Below are 16,347 nucleotides of genomic sequence, written 5' to 3'. Positions count from 1 at the left end.
CAGCGTCAGGTCCTTGTGCAGGTCGCTGCTGCCGAGCGTGACGGGCACGTCGGCCGCGTCGTAGCCAGGCACGTTGGACGCGACATGCAGGGTGTACGTGTTGCTGGCTGGCAGGTCGATGCTGTAGCGGCCGGTGGCCGGGTCAGTGGAGACCTTGGTCGTCGTACCGTTCACGCCGACGCTCGCGTAGAGCGGGCCAGCCATGCCCGGAACCGTCGATGATGGTGCCACTGAGACTGACCTTCGGCACTGACGCGAGCGCGAAGTTGGTGGTGATCTTCGCGCCGTCGCCGACCACGACTCCCGACACCGTCTGGCTGGTGTAGCCATAAGCGCTGGTGGTCAGGTCGTACGTGCCGGCACCGATGGACAGGTCGTATTTGCCGGTCGCGTCGGTGGTGGCGGACAGGTCGCCAGCGGCCACCTTCGCGCCGGCCACCGGGGCGCCGGAACCACTGTCGGTGACGGTGCCGAGCAGCTCGCCGTGCGGGCCGGAGCTGAACGCGGCCACGCCCTTGGGCGTACCGAGACCGGTCGGGCCGTCGTAGCCGGGGCCGGCGGTGCACAGGTACGCCGGGTTGCACGTCCCGTTGAGACCGGGTCACGTCACGTCGTTCAGCGCTGAGGTGTGGTCGTACGGCAGCGAGTTCGGGAAGCTGCCGGCGGCCGGGGTGCCGGCCGGCGCTGGCGTACACGCCCGCGATGATCGGCGACGACGCGCTGGTGCCGCCGTACTGCCGCCAACCGCTGTCGCCGTACGTGTTGTAGACCGAGACGCCGGTGGCGGGGTCGGCGACCGCGGAAACGTCCGCGACCGCGCGGTTCGCGCAACCGGTGTCGTGCTGGAAGGCCGGCTTGGGCTCGATGGTCGAGCAGCCGCTGCCGGGCCCGCCGTACTGGTTGTGCCAGACGCTCTCGGACCAGCCGCGGGCGCTGCTGTCCTTGGTCAGCGCGGTGCCACCGACGGAGGTGACGTACTGCGAAGCGGCCGGGTAGGCCACCCCGTAGTCACCGTCGCCGGAGCTCACCGTGACGGCCACACCGGGGTGCTTGTAGTACTGGTCGTCCCAGGTCAGCTCGGCCGGGTCCTCACCGCTGCCGGGGGTGCTGGTGTAGTTGGTGCCGTAGCTGTTGGACACGAACTTCGCGCCCAGCGAGACGGCGGTGTTCACCGAGCTGCCGAGGTCGTCGAAGTTGGCCGAGTCGGCCTCCACCAGGATGATGTGGGCCTGCGGCGCGGACGCGGACACCATGTCCCACGTCGAGCGCGATCTCGCCGGCCCAGCCGGTGTTCGGCGCCGGGTAGCTGCCCTGCACGCCGCGCTGGTTGACCTTCTTGAAGCAGCCGTTGGCGGTGGTGCACGCGGGCAGGCCGTACTGCGCGCGGTAGACCGTCAGGTCGGCTTCGGCGTTCGGGTTGTCGTACGCGTCGACGATGGCGACGGTCTGGCCGGCACCGCCGTTGGCGGGCAAGCCGTACGCGGCCTGCAGGTCGCCCGGGCCGTAGCCGGCCGGCGGGTCGGCCAGCGGCCGGATCCCGGTGCCGGACGCGGTGTCGGTGCGCTTCAGCGCGAAGCACCGGAACACGGTCTTGGAGCTGGTGCCGCCGCTGGGCGGTCACCGCGGGCTTGGCAGTGCCTGGTTTGGCCGCGGACGGCCCAGTGGGTGCGGCGCCTGCCGGCTGCACGACACCCAGCACCAGAGCCACCGCGGCGGCTCCGGCGAACAACACGTTTCGTGGTCGGAATATTCGGTCGTGGTCTCGCGTCATGCGTTCTCCCTGCGCAGCACGATCATCGGCGACCTGACGCTATGGAGCGCAAAGAGTATGGGTAAGACGGGAAAACCCTTGTAATTCCCTTGCCTACCCGACCTGCTATACGTCCCTATGTGGCCATGAGAGGCGCTACACAGCCTTTTGATAGGCATTCTGCGGCTAAGCGCACCCCGATCAAGATCACTCTGTGTACGCCAAACGGCACTCTTGGGGCTGATGCGGGGATTTGTCGGCTACGCGGGGTGGTGACAATAGCGGGAAATCCCTGATGCTCGACCGAATGGGGACATCGCGTGGTTTTCCCCGGCAGGCCGGCCGATCAATCAATCTTTTGGTGGGCATCGTCGACCAAACGGACGTTGCCTGCCCGATGTTGACGGACAAGCCTTAACCCCGTGTTTTCCGGACAGCCCGCGGGGCGATCAGAACTGCTTGAGCAGTGTTGGTCCGGGGTGTCCGCTGGCGGTTTAGTGCTTTATGGGACCGCCGGGATCGGAAAAACGACCGTCCTGCGGGCATTAACGAACCTTGTTCGCAGAGCCGAGCCGGACGCGGTTTTCCTGCATTGTGAGCCGTCCGAGCCGGACCGGCTGCTGCCGCTGTCCGCGCTCGCGGATCTGCTCGCCGGAGACAGCGGCGACGATATCGGTGCCGACGCGATGGCGGCCGCGATGTCCGCGTTGCCGGGCCGCCAGCGGTCCGTGTTGGTGGGGCTGTGCCGCGGCGAGCTGACTCACGTGTCCGAGCGACTGGCGGTCCGGATCGCCGTTCGGGATTTCCTCGCCGAGCTCGGCCGAGATGGCCGGCCGGTGTTGCTGGCGCTGGACAACGCGCAGTGGATCGACCCTGCTTCGGCCGCGGTGCTGGAGTTTTCGCTGGGCCGGATGGGGCCGGCCCGGCTCCGGGTGGTGGCCGCCGAGCGGGTGTCGGCCGGCGGCGCACCGGCGGCTACCCGGCTGTGCCCGGACGGTGGCACCGAAGTGGAAGTGCCGTCGCTGCCGGCCGGCGCGTTGATCGCGCTCGTACGCGCCAGGGCCGGCGACGCGCTGCCCGGCTGGGCGGCCCGCCGAATTTGCGCGGTCAGCGACGGAAATCCTTGGTTCGCGGTGGAAATCGCGGCCGCTGCCGCCCATCGCGACCGGCCGCTGCAACTCGGCGAGCCACTGCCCGTACCAGCCCGACTGCGCGCCTTGGTGGCTCCGCAGCTGGCGCAGTTGTCGGCCGCCGCCATGGAAACTCTGCTTTTCGCCGCCGCCACTGACCGGCCCACTATCGAGCTGCTTCGGCGCGCTGGTCGGAGCCGGGTCGCCGAGGACCTGGCGGAGGCGGCCGGCGGCGCCGCGGTCGCCGACCTCGACTACGACGGTGTCATCCGGTTTTCCTATCCGTTGCTGGCCGCGGTGGTTTATGACCGCGCGCCGGGCATTCGGCGGGCCGCCGTACACGCGGCTCTGGCCGGGGTGGTCGAAGATCCAGTAGCGCGGGCGAGGCACCGGGCTTTGGGCGACACGGCCAATATCCGGTTCGCGGCCGCCGAGCTGGACCGGGCCGCCGAGCTCGCCGCCGGTCGTGGCTCACCGGCCGCTGCCGCCGAGCTGGCCGCCCTGGCGGCCCGTCGTACGTCCACAGTGGACGGTGATCTGGTGGTGGAACGTACGTTGCGCACGGCCGAATACGCGGCCGGTGCGGCGATGTTCGACTTGGCCCGGCCAGCTGCCGAAAACGTGCTGGCGGTGGCCGTGCGCCCGTCCGACCGGGTGCGCGCCGGGTTGGTGTTGCTGGACGCGGCCGGGCAGGGTTTGGTGCACGCGGCCGGACTTTTCAACAGCGTGTTGGTCGATGCCGGCGACGACCCGGCGCTGCTCGCGCCGGTCCGGGTGTGGGTTGGCATCCGGTATTTGCTGGAAGGGCGGCTGGTCGAGGCCCGGGTGGAGGCGCAGCAGGCGGTTTCGCTGGCCGAGATCGCCGGTGACGAAGCCGTTCGCGGGGTCGCTCTGCAGGTGCTGAGCATGGCGCAGCTTTATCTCGGTGACCCGAACGCGGAGCGTACGATAGAGCGCGCTTTCGCTGATTCGGTCGGGGCTTTTGGTTCCCGCGCCAAACGGGCCCGGCTGTGGTTGATGTCCGGCCGGCTCGTACCAGCGCGCAACGAACTGGCGCAGTTGGCGGTCACCGCGGACCGGCTGGGGCTGCCCAGCCAGCTCTGGATGGTGTTGCCGGATTTGATCGACGCCGAGGTAAGACTGGGAAACTGTGCCGCCGCTTTGCAGTTTGGGGCGCGTGGCCTGCGACTGACCGACGAAGCCGACCTCGGCCGCGGCCCGGGCCCGGTGTTTTTTGCCGCCCTCGCCGAGGCCGCCGGCGGATCACTGCAACGCGCTGGCGAGTTGGCCCGAGGTGGGGTAGCAGCCTCCGAGGCGGACGCGGATCGGTTGATGCAGCTGCGATCTTCGGCCCTTGACGGGCACGTTTCGTTGCTGGCAGGGCGACCCGCCGAGGCCCTGGGTCCGCTTCGCCGCGCCGGCAAGCTGTCCGAGTCGATGGGCATTGGCGAGCCGGCGTTGTGCGACTGGCAGGCCGACCTCGCCGAGGCGTACATCCGGCTCGGCAACGACGACCGCGCCCGTACGGTCATCGAGCGGGCCGTCGGCCAGGCCGAACATCTGGACCGGTCCGGAGTGCTGGCAGCGCTCGGCCGGGCCGAAGGCCTGCGGCTCGCCTCCATCGGGCAGGCGGACGGCGCCGCCGACGTTTTGCAGGCCGCCGCCGACCGGTTCGCCATGTTGAGCATGCCGCTGGAACACGGTCGTACTTTGCTGGAACTGGCCCGAATGGGAACGCCGTCGCCGGCACCGGTCGGCCGCCGAGCGCGCCTCGGAAAACGCACTGGAGATTTTCGAGCGGGCCGGAGCCCAACCCTGGTTGGAAAAAAGCCCGGTCGGAAGCTGGCACGCCGGATGCCGTACGGACAGCCGGGCCGGTTTTGACCGCCGATGAGCGGCAAGTGACCGCGATGGCCATTGGCGGCGCCACCAACGCCGAGATCGCGCGTACGTTGTTCGTGAGCGTCAAGACCGTCGAGGCGAAACTTTCCCGGATCTACCGCAAGGTTGGCGTCCGGTCCCGCCGGCAGTTGGCTTTGAAACTGGGAAACTCCAGCGACTCCGACGGCGTGGTCGACATCGCCGCCGGCTGATCGTGTGTTGATCTTGGTTAGTTGGTCTACCCAAAACGGACATTCACGCAATATGTCTGTTTTGGGTAGACCAACTAACCAAGATCAACAGCGCAAGCAACAACTGGGACCGGGGGGCCGCCGAGGCTCCCACCTGGGAGTTCATAGACTGGGCGGCATGGACGCGCGTACCGGCTTACCGGTGGTCGGCATGGTGGGTGCCGGGCAGCTGGCCAGGATGACCCACCAGGCGGCCATCGCGCTCGGGCAGTCGTTGCGGATCCTGGCGGAGCGGCCGGACGATGGCGCGGCGCTGGTGGCGGCGGATGTGCAGGTCGGGCATCACACGGACCTGGAGGCGCTGCGGCGGTTCGCGAAGGGCTGCGAGGTGGTCACGTTCGACCACGAACATGTGCCGCCGGACCACTTGCGGACGCTGGCCGCGGAGGGTGTGCCGTTGTTGCCCGGGCCGGACGCGCTGTTGTACGCGCAGGACAAGCGCGCCATGCGGGAAAGGTTGACCGGCCTGGATATGCCGGCGCCGCGGTGGGCACCGGTGTCCACTATGGATGATCTGGTGGCGTTCGCGGATCGGGTCGGATGGCCGGTCGTACTCAAGGCCAGTCGCGGTGGGTACGACGGCAAAGGTGTGTGTGGTTGTTGGCAGTGCGGCGGAAGCGGTTGAGGTCGTAGGATCGCCAACTCCGTTGATCGTGGAGGAAAAAGTCCCGCTCGTACGGGAACTGGCCGCGGTGGTCGCGCGGTCGCCGTTTGGGCAGGTGTCCGCGTGGCCGGTGGTGGAGACCGTGCAGCGGGACGGGATCTGCGTCGAAGTGCTCGCGCCGGCCCCGAATCTGCCCGATGACCGGGCGGTGCAGGCGCAGGAAATGGCGATCCGGATCGCCACCGAGCTCGGCGTGGTCGGGATTCTCGCCGTCGAGCTTTTCGATACCGGCAAGGAAATGCTCGTCAATGAGCTGGCGATGCGGCCGCACAACTCCGGGCACTGGACCATCGACGGCTCGATCACCAGCCAGTTCGAGCAGCACTTGCGCGCGGTGCTCGACTATCCGCTCGGCGCGACCACCGCGCTCGCGCCAGCGACCTGCATGGCGAATGTGCTCGGCGGCGCCAGCGGCGGAATGGCGTTTGATGAGCGGCTGCACCACATGTTCGTTCGCCGCCGAGCCGACCGCCAAGGTGCACTTGTACGGAAAATCCGTACGACCAGGCCGGAAAATCGGGCACGTGACGGTGCTCGGCGAGACCTTCGATGACGTTCGCGCGCGGGCCGCTCGGGCCGCGCGGTGGCTGTCTGACGCTGCGGAATAAGGGAAAACATGGCACCGGCAGTGGGCATTGTGATGGGAAGCGACTCGGACTGGCCGACCATGCGGGCCGCGGCCGAGGCGCTGGCCGAGTTCGGAATTGAGTATGAGGCGCAGGTGGTTTCCGCGCACCGTACGCCCCAGGAAATGCTGGACTACGCGAAAAAACGCGGCCGGTCGCGGGTTGAAGGCGATCATCGCCGGTGCTGGCGGAGCCGCCCATCTGCCGGGCATGGTGGCGTCGGCGACGGTGTTGCCGGTGATCGGCGTGCCCGTACCACTGAAATACCTGGACGGCATGGATTCGCTGCTGTCGATCGTGCAGATGCCGGCCGGCGTACCGGTCGCCACCGTTTCCATTGCCGGCGCCCGCAATGCCGGCTTGCTGGCGGTCCGCATCCTAGCCAGCTCAGACGTTGCCCTGCAACAGAAAATGGCCGACTTCCAACAGTCCCTGGTGGAGCTGGTGACCGCGAAGAACGCAGCCCTTCAGGAACAACTTCCGCGCTAGCGGTCAGAAATCCACGCCCGACCGGGCCTGGGTGGCGATTTCGCTGTGATACCAGGCAATCTTCTCGTGGATGTGGGCTTGCTGTGTACGCAGCTGGGCGATCTGCTCTTCGACCGCGCGGTCGTGCTCTTCCAGCAACTCGACCCGTTCGGCCAACGTCTCGCTGCCGACCCGGGCGAGCTCGGCGTACGTGTGCATGCGGTTGATGGGCATGCCGGTGTCCCGCAGGCAGCGCAGGATGCCCAGCCAGCTCACGTCGTCCTCGGTGAAGAACCGGTGACCTCCGCTCGTACGCCCGATGTCGGACAACAGCCCGATCAGTTCGTAGTAACGCAGGGTGTCGAGGCTGAATCCGGTCCGGTCGGCCACTTGGCCAGGGGAATAGTGCTCCATGGCCACCAGTCTTCCAGCAGACCTTGACCTGGAGCGCGATCCAGGTAGCAGTCTCGGTGACAGGCACCCACCGAAGAGGAGTGGCATCGCTGATGTTCGTACTAGGCGCAATGAATTTTGGTACCAAACAAGACGAGAAGACGTCGTTCGACCTGCTGGACAGGTTCGTCGACGCCGGTGGAACGATGATCGACACAGCGGACTGTTATGCGTTCTGGAGCGATCCGAGCGGGCATGGCGGCCTCAGCGAGACGTTGCTCGGCAAGTGGCTCAGGCTGCGGCCAGGCATCCGCGAGCGGATCCAGCTGAGCACGAAGGTCGGCGCCGAGCCCGGTCCTACCGGCGAGTGGCCGGCGAACCGCGAGGGGCTGTCCGCGCCGGCGATCGAGGCCGCCATCGAGGGCAGTCTGCAGCGGCTCGGCGTCGACCACGTGGAGATGTACTGGACCCACATGGACGACCGGCGGGTCCCGTTGGAAGAGGTCGGCGGCGCGCTGAACGAGCTGGTCACGGCCGGTACGGTCGGCCGGCTCGGGGCCTCCAACCAGCCGGCCTGGCGGGTCGAGGCGGCCCGCCGTACGGCCGCCGCGCACGGCTGGACCCCTTACACCGCGGTGCAGCTGAGCTACTCGTACCTGCGGCCGCGCCCCGGTGAGATGCCGCCCGGTGTCAACCACGAATTCCCGTGGGCGACGGACGACGTGCTCGACCACGTCCGCAGCGAAAACCTGGAGCTCTGGGCGTACACGCCGCTGCTGGCCGGCGCCTACACCCGCCCGGAGCGGCTTCGCGAGGTGTACAACCACCCTGGCAACACCGCCCGTCTGGCGGTCCTGGACGAGGTGGCCGGCGAGCTGGGCGCCACCCGCCACCAGGTCGTACTTGCCTGGATGACGGCCGATGCGCACGTACGCCCCATCGTCGGAGTCAGCACCGCCGCGCAACTCGACGAAGCAGTCGCCGGAGTGGCTCTCACCCTCACTCCCGACCAGCTCACCCGCCTCGACGCCCCATCGTGACGTTCCGTAATGACTGTTCGTCCGCATGGGAACCCAGCGAGGGCGTTGCGGACTAAGGCCGGCGAGCTAGCGGAGGGTGACGTGGGAGGGGGTGAGCTCATCGACGGAGTTGACGCCCAGCAGCGCCATCGTACGGCGGAGTTGGCTGGTCAGGATCTCGGCGGCGCGCTCGACTCCGCGCTGGCCGCCGGCCATCAGGCCGTACAGGTAAGCGCGGCCGACCAGGACTGCGTCGGCGCCGAGCGCGAGGGCGGCGGCGATGTCGGAGCCGGACGTGACGCCGGTGTCCAGGTAGATCTCGGTACGATCGCCGACCGCTGCGGCCACTGACGGCAGCAGCTCCAGCGGGACCGGCGCCTTGTCCAGTTGCCGGCCGCCGTGGTTGGAAAGCACGATGCCTTCGGCGCCGGCCGGGTCGACGACTCGCCGGGCGTCTTCGACGGTCTGGATGCCCTTGATCACGATCCGGCCCGGCCACGCGTCCCGGATCCAGTCCAGGTCCTTGAGCGTCACGGTCGGGTCGAACATGTGGTTGATCATGTCCGCGACGGTGCCCTCCCAGTGCGAGAGCGAGGCGAACTGCAGCGGCTCGGTGGTGAGGAAGTCGAACCACCAGTTCGGATGCATCGCGCCATCGAGGAAGGTCTTAAGCGTCAACGCCGGCGGGATGGTCATGCCGTTGCGTACGTCCCGCAGCCGCGCACCGGCGACCGGTACGTCGACCGTCAGGATCAACGTCGTGTAGCCGGCCGCGTGCGACCGCTGGACCAGCTCCTTGCCGGCGCCGTGGTCGGACCAGATGTAGAGCTGGAACCACTTGTCCACGTCCGGCCCGGCCGCCGCCACGTCCTCGATCGACGTCGTCCCCATCGTCGACAGCGCGTACGGGATGCCGTATTTCTGCGCCGCTCGTACGACCGCGCGCTCGCCCTCGGTGTGCATCATTCGGGTGAAACCGGTCGGTGCGAAAATGATCGGGTACGCCGACGGATTGCCCTGAATGGTGGTGGATGTGTCAATTTTGGACACGTCTCGCAGGATGCTCGGGTTGAACTGCAATCGGGCGAAAGCCGACCGGGCCCGGCGCAGGCTGACCTCGCCGTCGGCGGCTCCGTCGGTGTAGTCGAAGGGCGCCGACGGGGTCCGCCGTTTCGCGATCCGTCGCAGGTCACCGATCGTCTGAGCCTTCGCGAGCCGGCGCTCGGTCGGATCCCACTCGATCTTTTGGGTCTGCAACAGGGGTTTCAGTTCGGACCACTTCGGAAGTCGGCGCGTTGTCATCGTTCCCCTAAAAGCCGAGGCCAAGTCGCCTGATCCTACAGAATATTCCCTGCTGCTCTTCCCATCACATGATCACCGCCACGCTGTACGGCGACCCGCCAAATCAGTTAGCATTAGACAACTAACGAAGTGTGCGGGGAGGGTAAGCCGTGGCTGTGGAAGACCAACAGATCCAGGCAGCGGGCAGCAAGCACCGAGGTCCACGTCGGATCGAGGAGTTGGGTCCGCACTACAAGTGGATCGCGCTGTCCAACACCACGCTGGGCATCCTGATGGCGACGATCAACTCGTCGATCGTGCTGATCGCGCTGCCGGACATCTTTCGCGGCATCAACATCAACCCGCTGGAGGGCGGCAACTCCAACTACCTGCTGTGGATGATCATGGGTTTCCTGGTCGTCACCGCGGTGCTGGTGGTGGGTTTTTCGGCCGGCTCGGCGACATGTACGGGCGCGTACGGATGTACAACATCGGTTTCGCGGTTTTCTCGATCTCGTCGGTGTTCCTCGCGGTGACGTGGATGACCGGCCCGGCGGCCGCCTGGTGGCTGATTGGCTGGCGGATCGTCCAGGGCATTGGCGGCGCCTTCCTGTTCGCCAATTCCAGTGCGATCCTGACCGACGCCTTTCCGGTCAACCAGCGTGGTATGGCCCTCGGAATCAACGGTGTGGCAGCGATTTCCGGGTCGTTCATCGGCCTGGTGATTGGTGGCGTGCTGGCCCCGATCAACTGGCACCTGATTTTCCTGGTCTCGGTGCCGGTCGGCATTTTCGGCACCATCTGGGCGTACCTGAAACTGCACGACACCAGCGAGCGGCGCCGGGCCAAAATGGACTGGTGGGGCAACATCACCTTCGCGGTCGGCCTGATCGCGTTGCTGGTCGGCATCACCGGTGGCATCCAGCCGTACGGCGGTCACACGATGGGCTGGACCAACCCGCAGGTGCTGGCACCGCTGATTGGTGGAGCCATCCTGCTGGCGATTTTTGGTTACATCGAAACCAAGGTCGAAGCGCCACTGTTCAACCTGTCGCTTTTCCGGATCCGCGCTTTCGCGTTCGGCAACATCGCCAACCTGCTGGCTTCGCTGGCCCGCGGTGGCCTGCAGTTCATCATGATCATCTGGCTGCAGGGCATTTGGCTGCCACAGCACGGATTCTCGTTCGCCGAGACGCCGTTGTGGGCCGGCATCGCGATGCTGCCATTGACCGTCGGCTTCCTGATTTCCGCGCCAGTGTCCGGCATCATCTCAGACCGCATTGGCTCGCGCTGGCTGACCACCGGCGGCCTCGCGTTGACCGCGGTGACTTTCTTCCTGCTGCTGGCGTACATCCGGGTGAACTTCGAATATTGGCAGTTCGCGGTTTTGTTGTTCTTCAACGGCATTGGTATGGGGCTGTTCAGCTCGCCGAACCGGGCGGACGTGATGAACGCGCTGCCGGCCAACTCGCGTGGCGCCGGCGCCGGCATGACCGCGACCTTCCAGAACTCCGCGATGGTGTTGTCGATCGGTGTCTTCTTCAGCCTGATCATCGCCGGCCTCTCGCAGCACCTGCCGGCCGCGATGAACGCCGGCCTGCAGGCGCACGGAGTGTCCGCGGGTGACGCGACCCGGATCGCCGGGCGCCGGGCTGCCCCCGCGGTGGCCGTACTTTTCGCCGCTTTCCTCGGTTACAACCCGATCCAGCAGCTGCTCGGCCCAGTGCTGAACATGCTGCCGCACGCCCAGGCCGCTTTCCTGACCGGCCGCGGCTTCTTCCCGCAGCTGATCTCCGGACCGTTCTCGGACGGCCTGACCGCGGCCTTCTGGTTCGCGATCGTCGGCTGCCTGATCGCCGCCGTCGCGTCCTGGCTGGCCGCGCCTTCCCGGCGGAGCAGGAAAATCGGCGTCGAGTCGCTGGGTGCGGAGCTCGCCGAAGTGGCTGGTGAGCCGGCCACCGACATGCAGTCGAACTTGCTACCGCAGCAAACCAACGGAGCCCACGCGGCGGTGAACGGACGCATCCAGCACAATGCTGTGATGACTCCCGACCCTGGAGTGTCGCTGGCTGGCAGCGTGCGTACGCCGGCGGGCGCGCCGGTGACGTCCGCGGTGGTCACCGTGACCGGCGTCGATGGCGGCCAGATTGGTCGCGCCCAGGGCGACCCCACCGGTGCGTACGCGGTGACCGGCCTGCGTCCGGGCCCATACACGCTGATCGGCACCGCGCCGGGTTTCCGGCCGGAGGCGGTCGCCGTGGTGGTCCGGTCGGACGTGCCGGTACGACGTGATTTCGTGTTGGCTGGCAACGGATCCCTTTCTGGAGTGGTCAGGGCGAGCAGCGGTCAGCCGGTGCTGGGCGCGGCCGTGTTGGCGATCAACAGCGACGGTGACGTGCTCAGTCAGGCGGTCACCGACGAGGTCGGGCACTTCGCGATCAACGGCCTGCCGGCCGGCGACCTGACCGTGACCGTCAACGCCGAGCACTTCCAGCCGGTGGCCGCCGCGGTCCAGGTGACGCTCGGACAGCCGGCCGTGCTCGACCTGCGGATCGCTCCGGTCGGCGGTCTCGCCGGGCTCGTGTCGGCGCCCGGCGGCGGCACTGTCGAGGGCGCTGTGGTCACCGTCATCGACCCCGCTGGCCAGGTGATCGGCACCGCTCGTACGAACGCGGACGGCTCGTACCGGATCCCGGACGTGCCGTCCGGCGACTACACCGTGGTGGCGAACCTCTACCAGCCGGCGGTCGCGACCATCCACGTGAATGGCGGCCTGACCAGCGCGGATCTGGCCTTTGCCGCCCCCGCCCAACCGATCCGCGGGTAGTCTGCATCATGGGCGAGAGTGCGGCGAAGCTGAAGGTGCAGCCCGGAATCGATCCGGACCTGCCGGGTCGGCTGCGGATCGCGATCAGCCGGATCTCGCACCGGCTGCGGCTGCAGGCGCAGACCGACGACATGACACCGACCCGGCTGTCCACCATCGCGGTGGTGGAGAAGAGCGGGCCGCTGCGGCTCGGTGACCTGGCCGCACGGGTGGGTACGAGTGCGCCGACGATGTCCCGCATCGTGGACTGGCTGCTGCAGCAGGGTTATGTGGACCGCTGGCCGGATCCGGACGACCAGCGGGCCGGCCTGATCGGGATCGCGCCGCGGGGCTCCGCCTGGATCGCCGAGATCCGTACCCGCAACGCCGGCTATCTGGCGGACAAGCTGGCCATGTTGACCGACGCGGAGCTCGCCGCGTTGGCTGCCGCGGTGCCCGTACTGGAGCGCATCGCCGCCGAATCCGAAACCCAACCGTAACCGAGAGACCAGCATGGTTGATTTCGTTTGTTGACGTTTCGGCTTCGAGGTGTCTAGGGTCACACTCCGCGGAGGTGGCCTCATGCCAGGGATTGCAGAACACGAACGCCAGCAGGAAGTCCTGCGGCTGTTGGAGACCGATGGGCGGGTCAGCGTCAGCGACCTGACCGACCGGTTCGGGATTTCGGCGGTGACCGCCCGAAAAGACCTGGAGAGCCTGGAGCGGCGGCACCTGCTCAGACGCGTACGCGGTGGCGCGGTTCGCTCGCATGGCGCCGACGAAGGCGCCTTCGAGATGCGGTTGCGGCACCGCGCCGACGCGAAGCGGTCGATCGCCCGGGCCGCCGCGGCGCTGGTCCAAGACGGCGACGCGATCGCCCTCGATGGCAGCACGACGTGCTATTACATGGCGCTTGAGCTGCGGGAACGCCGCAGTCTCATCGTGGTCACCAACGGTCTGCGTGCGGCCGACGTGCTGTCGGAGTCGGACTCGATCACCGTGGTGTTGCCCGGCGGCACGGTCCGCCGGTCCTCGTGGTCGCTGGTCGGCGACTTCGGTGACGCGTTGACCAGTCGTGGCCAGTTGCAGCACGGGTTCTTCGGTCTGCGGTCCCTCTCGGTGCAGGGTGGACTCATGGAGTTGTCCGCCGAGGAAACCACCGCGAAAGTGCGGATGGTGGCCGCCTGCACGTACGTCCACGGGCTTTTCGACTCGTCCAAGATCGGCCGGTTCTCGCTGCACTCGTTCGTACGAGCATCCCGGGTGAGCAGTCTTTTCACCGACGACAGCGCGAGCGACCAGTTGGTGGCCGACTGGAAGGAGATCGGGGTGCCGATCAGCCGGGTGCCGAGTCGCGGAGGGCGCCGCCTGATGGCCAGCCGCAACGTGATCGCGGTGGATCTCGGCGCCGAGAGCGGCCGGGTGATGGTGGCCCGTTTCGACGGCAGCCGGCTGACTTTCGAGGTCGCGCACCGATTCCCGAACGGTGCTCGTACGGTCGGTGCCGCGTTGCGGTGGGATCTGGCTCTGCTCTGGGAAAACATCCGGGACGGCATCGCGCGGGCGGCCACCATGGTCGATAGCGTCGACGGCATCGGAGTGGACAGCTGGGGGGTCGACTACGGATATTTGGACGCCGCTGGGCGACTCCTGGAAGATCCGGTGTCGCATCGAGATGACCGTACTCGCGGGATGATCGACACCGCGATCGGCATGGTTGGCCGGGAGCGGTTGTACGACAGCACCGGCATCCAGCTCAACGACATCAACACGATTTACCAGCTGCTGGGCGAAAGGCAGACCGCCGCGGGCCGCCGCCGTCAAGATGAAGCCGCCTTGTTGTTGCTGGTGCCCGACATTCTGAACAACCTGCTGTGCGGTGCCACCGTCACCGAATTCACCATCGCCAGCACCACCGGTGCGTACGACATGGCGAACCGGAAATGGGCCACTGGCCTGCTGGACGACCTGGGTATTCCGACGCATTTCCTGCCCGAGGTGGTCGACGCCGGTACGGACCTGGGCCCGTTGCTGCCCAGTGCCGGCGATTTTCCCTCGCTGGCCGGCGCTCGGGTGATCGCGCCGGGTTGCCACGACACCGCGAGCGCGGTGGCCGGAGTGCCGTTCGCGGACCCGGCGGCCGCGTACATTTCGTCCGGCACCTGGTCTTTGGTCGGGGTGGAAACGCAGCGACCGGTCATCACGCCGGCCACACGCGCGGCGAACCTGGCGAACGAGGGCGGTGTCGCCGGCACCATCCGACTGTTGTCGAACTGTACGGGTTTGTGGCTGTTGCAGGAATGCCGGCGGGAGTGGCGGGCCGCCGGCCACGACCTCGGCTATTTCGGAGCTGGTTATTTTGGCGCGGCAGAGCCCATCGGGCAGCGTGGTGAACCCCGACCACCCGGATTTTCTGCGGCCAGGCGACATGCCGGCGCGGATCGCCGCGTACTGCCGGCGGACCGGGCAGGCGGTGCCGGACGGCATCGGGGCGACTGTCCGATGTGTACTGGAAAGCCTCGCGCTCAGCTACCGGCTGACCGTCGAGGACATCGCGACGGCCGCCGGCCGGCCAGCGCCGCTGATCCACATCGTCGGCGGCGGGTCGTCGAACGAGCTGCTGAACCACCTCACCGCGGACGCGGCCGGCATCCCGGTGTACGCCGGGCCGATCGAGGCGACCGCGTACGGGAACGCTTTGGTGCAGCTGGGCGCGCTGGGGGAGCTGTCAGGGCTGGCGCAGATGCGTGAGGTCGTACGAGCCAGCGACCGGCCGAGGGTGACCACCCCGACCGGCGCCGCCGGTGGGGGAGAAAGATATCCCCCAGGTTCCGTGAGCTGGTACGGGCCGACGCGGTCTAGTTGGGACCGCGGAGTTGGCTCGATGAGTGGAGGATGTGCAATGCCAAGGACGACGTTGCTTTCCCGAAGCGTCACCGTTTTCACCGCTGTGTTACTGGTCGGCGTGGTGGCGTTGACCGGCTGCAGCAAGAAGAACACCGGTGCCACCGCCGATGGCACCAGGAAAATCACTGTCGCTTTCGTGCCCAAGCTGCAAGGAATCCCGTATTTCGAGGCGATGAACTCCGGTGGCAAGAAAGCCGCCGCCGCGCGCGGCGTCAACTGGATCTACAAGGGCGCGACGACCGCTGATCCGGGCGCGCAGACCGACATCGTGAAGTCGCTGATCCAGCAGAAGGTGGACGTGCTGGTGGTCGCGCCCAACGACCCCGACTCGCTCGCGCCGGTGTTGCAGGATGCCAAGAACGCCGGCATTCACGTGATGACCGCGGACACCGACGCACCGAACTCGATCCGCGAGGTGTTCGTCAACCAGGCCACCGTGGACGGCATCGGGATGGGCCTGACCGACTCGATGGTCAAGGCCATGGGAGGCAAGGGTGAGTACGCGATTGTCTCTTGTGGACAGACGGCCGCCAACCTGAACTCGTGGATCGCGGTCCAGCAGAAGTACGGCGCGCAGAAATACCCGGGCGTGAAGCTGGACGGGATCGTCTATGCCGGTGAGGATCAGGCGAAGGCGGTCACGATGGCCAAGCAGCTGATGGCCGCGCACCCGAATCTCACTGGTTTGGTGGGCGAATGCACGTCGTCCGCACCGGGAGTTGCCCAAGCCGTACGGGAAGCCGGAAAGACCGGCAAGGTTTTCACCGTGGGCCTCGGAACTCCACAGGCCATGAAGCCGTATCTGCAGGACGGATCGAGCAGCAGCGCGATCCTGTGGGACGTGGAAAACCTCGGCTACCTGACCGTGTGGGCCGCCAAGCAGGTCGCGGACAAGAAGCCTTTCACCACCACCAACAACGTCAGCGGTTCGCTGCCGGCCGTACAGTATTTCGGCGACAAGAAGATGCTGCTGCTGGGTGACCCGTTGGTGATCACCAAAGACAACGCCGACAAGTACAGCTATTAGGCCGTGTCTCTCCATTCCAGGCGGCGAGGGCCGAGCCCAAACGCCGTCTGCCGGCACCGGGAGATCGCCCCCATACAACAAAGGTATGAAGGCGACCTCCCGGCACCGGCAGAACGCCGTTTGGATCTCGACCCTCATCCACCT

Annotated in this window: 9 protein-coding genes and 6 pseudogenes; 11 read left to right on the top strand and 4 right to left on the bottom strand. The window is 67.2% G+C overall.

Annotated elements, in window-relative coordinates:
* Nucleotides 1-142: 142 nt before the first annotated feature.
* Both GNX96_RS61510 and GNX96_RS61505 read right to left on the bottom strand, forming a co-directional pair.
* Nucleotides 143-424 carry a carboxypeptidase-like regulatory domain-containing protein gene (locus tag GNX96_RS61510; protein WP_313885798.1) on the bottom strand — a complete coding sequence of 94 codons (282 nt, stop codon included), beginning with the start codon at nucleotides 422-424 and terminating at the stop codon, nucleotides 143-145.
* A 319-nt stretch (nucleotides 425-743) separates the two neighbouring features.
* Nucleotides 744-1,253 (bottom strand): annotated as a pseudogene (locus tag GNX96_RS61505) (hypothetical protein); the annotation flags it as partial.
* 919 nt (nucleotides 1,254-2,172) lie between these two features.
* Here GNX96_RS61505 and GNX96_RS27545 point away from each other — a divergent pair.
* From GNX96_RS27545 to purE, 4 genes and pseudogenes are all read left to right on the top strand, one after another.
* Complete coding sequence (locus GNX96_RS27545) at nucleotides 2,173-4,764, top strand: AAA family ATPase (RefSeq protein ID WP_279581638.1); 2,592 nt, start codon at nucleotides 2,173-2,175, stop codon at nucleotides 4,762-4,764.
* Nucleotides 4,761-4,973 carry a helix-turn-helix domain-containing protein gene (locus GNX96_RS27540; RefSeq protein WP_163570496.1) on the top strand — a complete coding sequence of 71 codons (213 nt, stop codon included), beginning with the start codon at nucleotides 4,761-4,763 and terminating at the stop codon, nucleotides 4,971-4,973. Before GNX96_RS27545 ends, GNX96_RS27540 begins: the two co-directional genes overlap by 4 nt.
* A gap of 190 nt (nucleotides 4,974-5,163) precedes the next feature.
* A pseudogene (locus GNX96_RS27535) lies at nucleotides 5,164-6,284 on the top strand (5-(carboxyamino)imidazole ribonucleotide synthase).
* A gap of 8 nt (nucleotides 6,285-6,292) precedes the next feature.
* A pseudogene (gene purE / locus GNX96_RS27530) lies at nucleotides 6,293-6,791 on the top strand (5-(carboxyamino)imidazole ribonucleotide mutase).
* A 3-nt stretch (nucleotides 6,792-6,794) separates the two neighbouring features.
* Here the strand turns inward: purE and GNX96_RS27525 are convergent.
* A complete protein-coding gene (locus GNX96_RS27525) occupies nucleotides 6,795-7,184 on the bottom strand; it encodes a MerR family transcriptional regulator (protein ID WP_163570494.1) in 390 nt (129 codons plus the stop codon).
* A gap of 110 nt (nucleotides 7,185-7,294) precedes the next feature.
* Between GNX96_RS27525 and GNX96_RS27520 the strand changes: the two genes are divergently transcribed.
* Nucleotides 7,295-8,203, top strand: coding sequence for an aldo/keto reductase (locus tag GNX96_RS27520; protein WP_279581637.1), 909 nt, complete (start codon nucleotides 7,295-7,297; stop codon nucleotides 8,201-8,203).
* A 66-nt stretch (nucleotides 8,204-8,269) separates the two neighbouring features.
* Here GNX96_RS27520 and GNX96_RS27515 read toward each other — a convergent pair whose 3' ends face one another.
* The gene (locus tag GNX96_RS27515) at nucleotides 8,270-9,484 is read right to left on the bottom strand and encodes an alpha-hydroxy acid oxidase (RefSeq protein ID WP_163570492.1); all 1,215 of its coding nucleotides are present in this window, start codon (nucleotides 9,482-9,484) and stop codon (nucleotides 8,270-8,272) included.
* 170 nt (nucleotides 9,485-9,654) lie between these two features.
* Between GNX96_RS27515 and GNX96_RS55650 the strand changes: the two are divergent.
* The 6 genes and pseudogenes from GNX96_RS55650 to GNX96_RS27485 all read left to right on the top strand — a co-directional run.
* A pseudogene (locus tag GNX96_RS55650) lies at nucleotides 9,655-11,459 on the top strand (MFS transporter); the annotation flags it as partial.
* 45 nt (nucleotides 11,460-11,504) lie between these two features.
* Nucleotides 11,505-12,290 (top strand): MSCRAMM family protein, encoded by a 786-nt coding sequence (locus tag GNX96_RS55645; RefSeq protein ID WP_279581669.1) that lies wholly within the window; start codon nucleotides 11,505-11,507, stop codon nucleotides 12,288-12,290.
* 8 nt (nucleotides 12,291-12,298) lie between these two features.
* Complete coding sequence (locus GNX96_RS27505) at nucleotides 12,299-12,769, top strand: MarR family winged helix-turn-helix transcriptional regulator (RefSeq protein ID WP_163570490.1); 471 nt, start codon at nucleotides 12,299-12,301, stop codon at nucleotides 12,767-12,769.
* Between the two features lie 82 nt (nucleotides 12,770-12,851).
* A pseudogene (locus tag GNX96_RS55640) lies at nucleotides 12,852-14,591 on the top strand (FGGY family carbohydrate kinase); the annotation flags it as partial.
* Nucleotides 14,512-14,919: pseudogene (locus GNX96_RS64980) on the top strand (FGGY-family carbohydrate kinase); the annotation flags it as partial. The pseudogenes GNX96_RS55640 and GNX96_RS64980, both read left to right, overlap by 80 nt.
* Before the next feature lie 6 nt (nucleotides 14,920-14,925).
* Nucleotides 14,926-16,203 (top strand): autoinducer 2 ABC transporter substrate-binding protein, encoded by a 1,278-nt coding sequence (locus tag GNX96_RS27485; RefSeq protein ID WP_279581635.1) that lies wholly within the window; start codon nucleotides 14,926-14,928, stop codon nucleotides 16,201-16,203.
* Nucleotides 16,204-16,347 lie beyond the last annotated feature (144 nt).

The organism is Fodinicola feengrottensis (assembly GCF_010993775.1).
Taxonomy (GTDB): Bacteria; Actinomycetota; Actinomycetes; order Mycobacteriales; family HKI-0501; genus Fodinicola; species Fodinicola feengrottensis.
The sequence above is the reverse complement of the archived record's forward strand: the minus strand, read 5'-3'. Positions and strand labels throughout refer to the sequence as shown.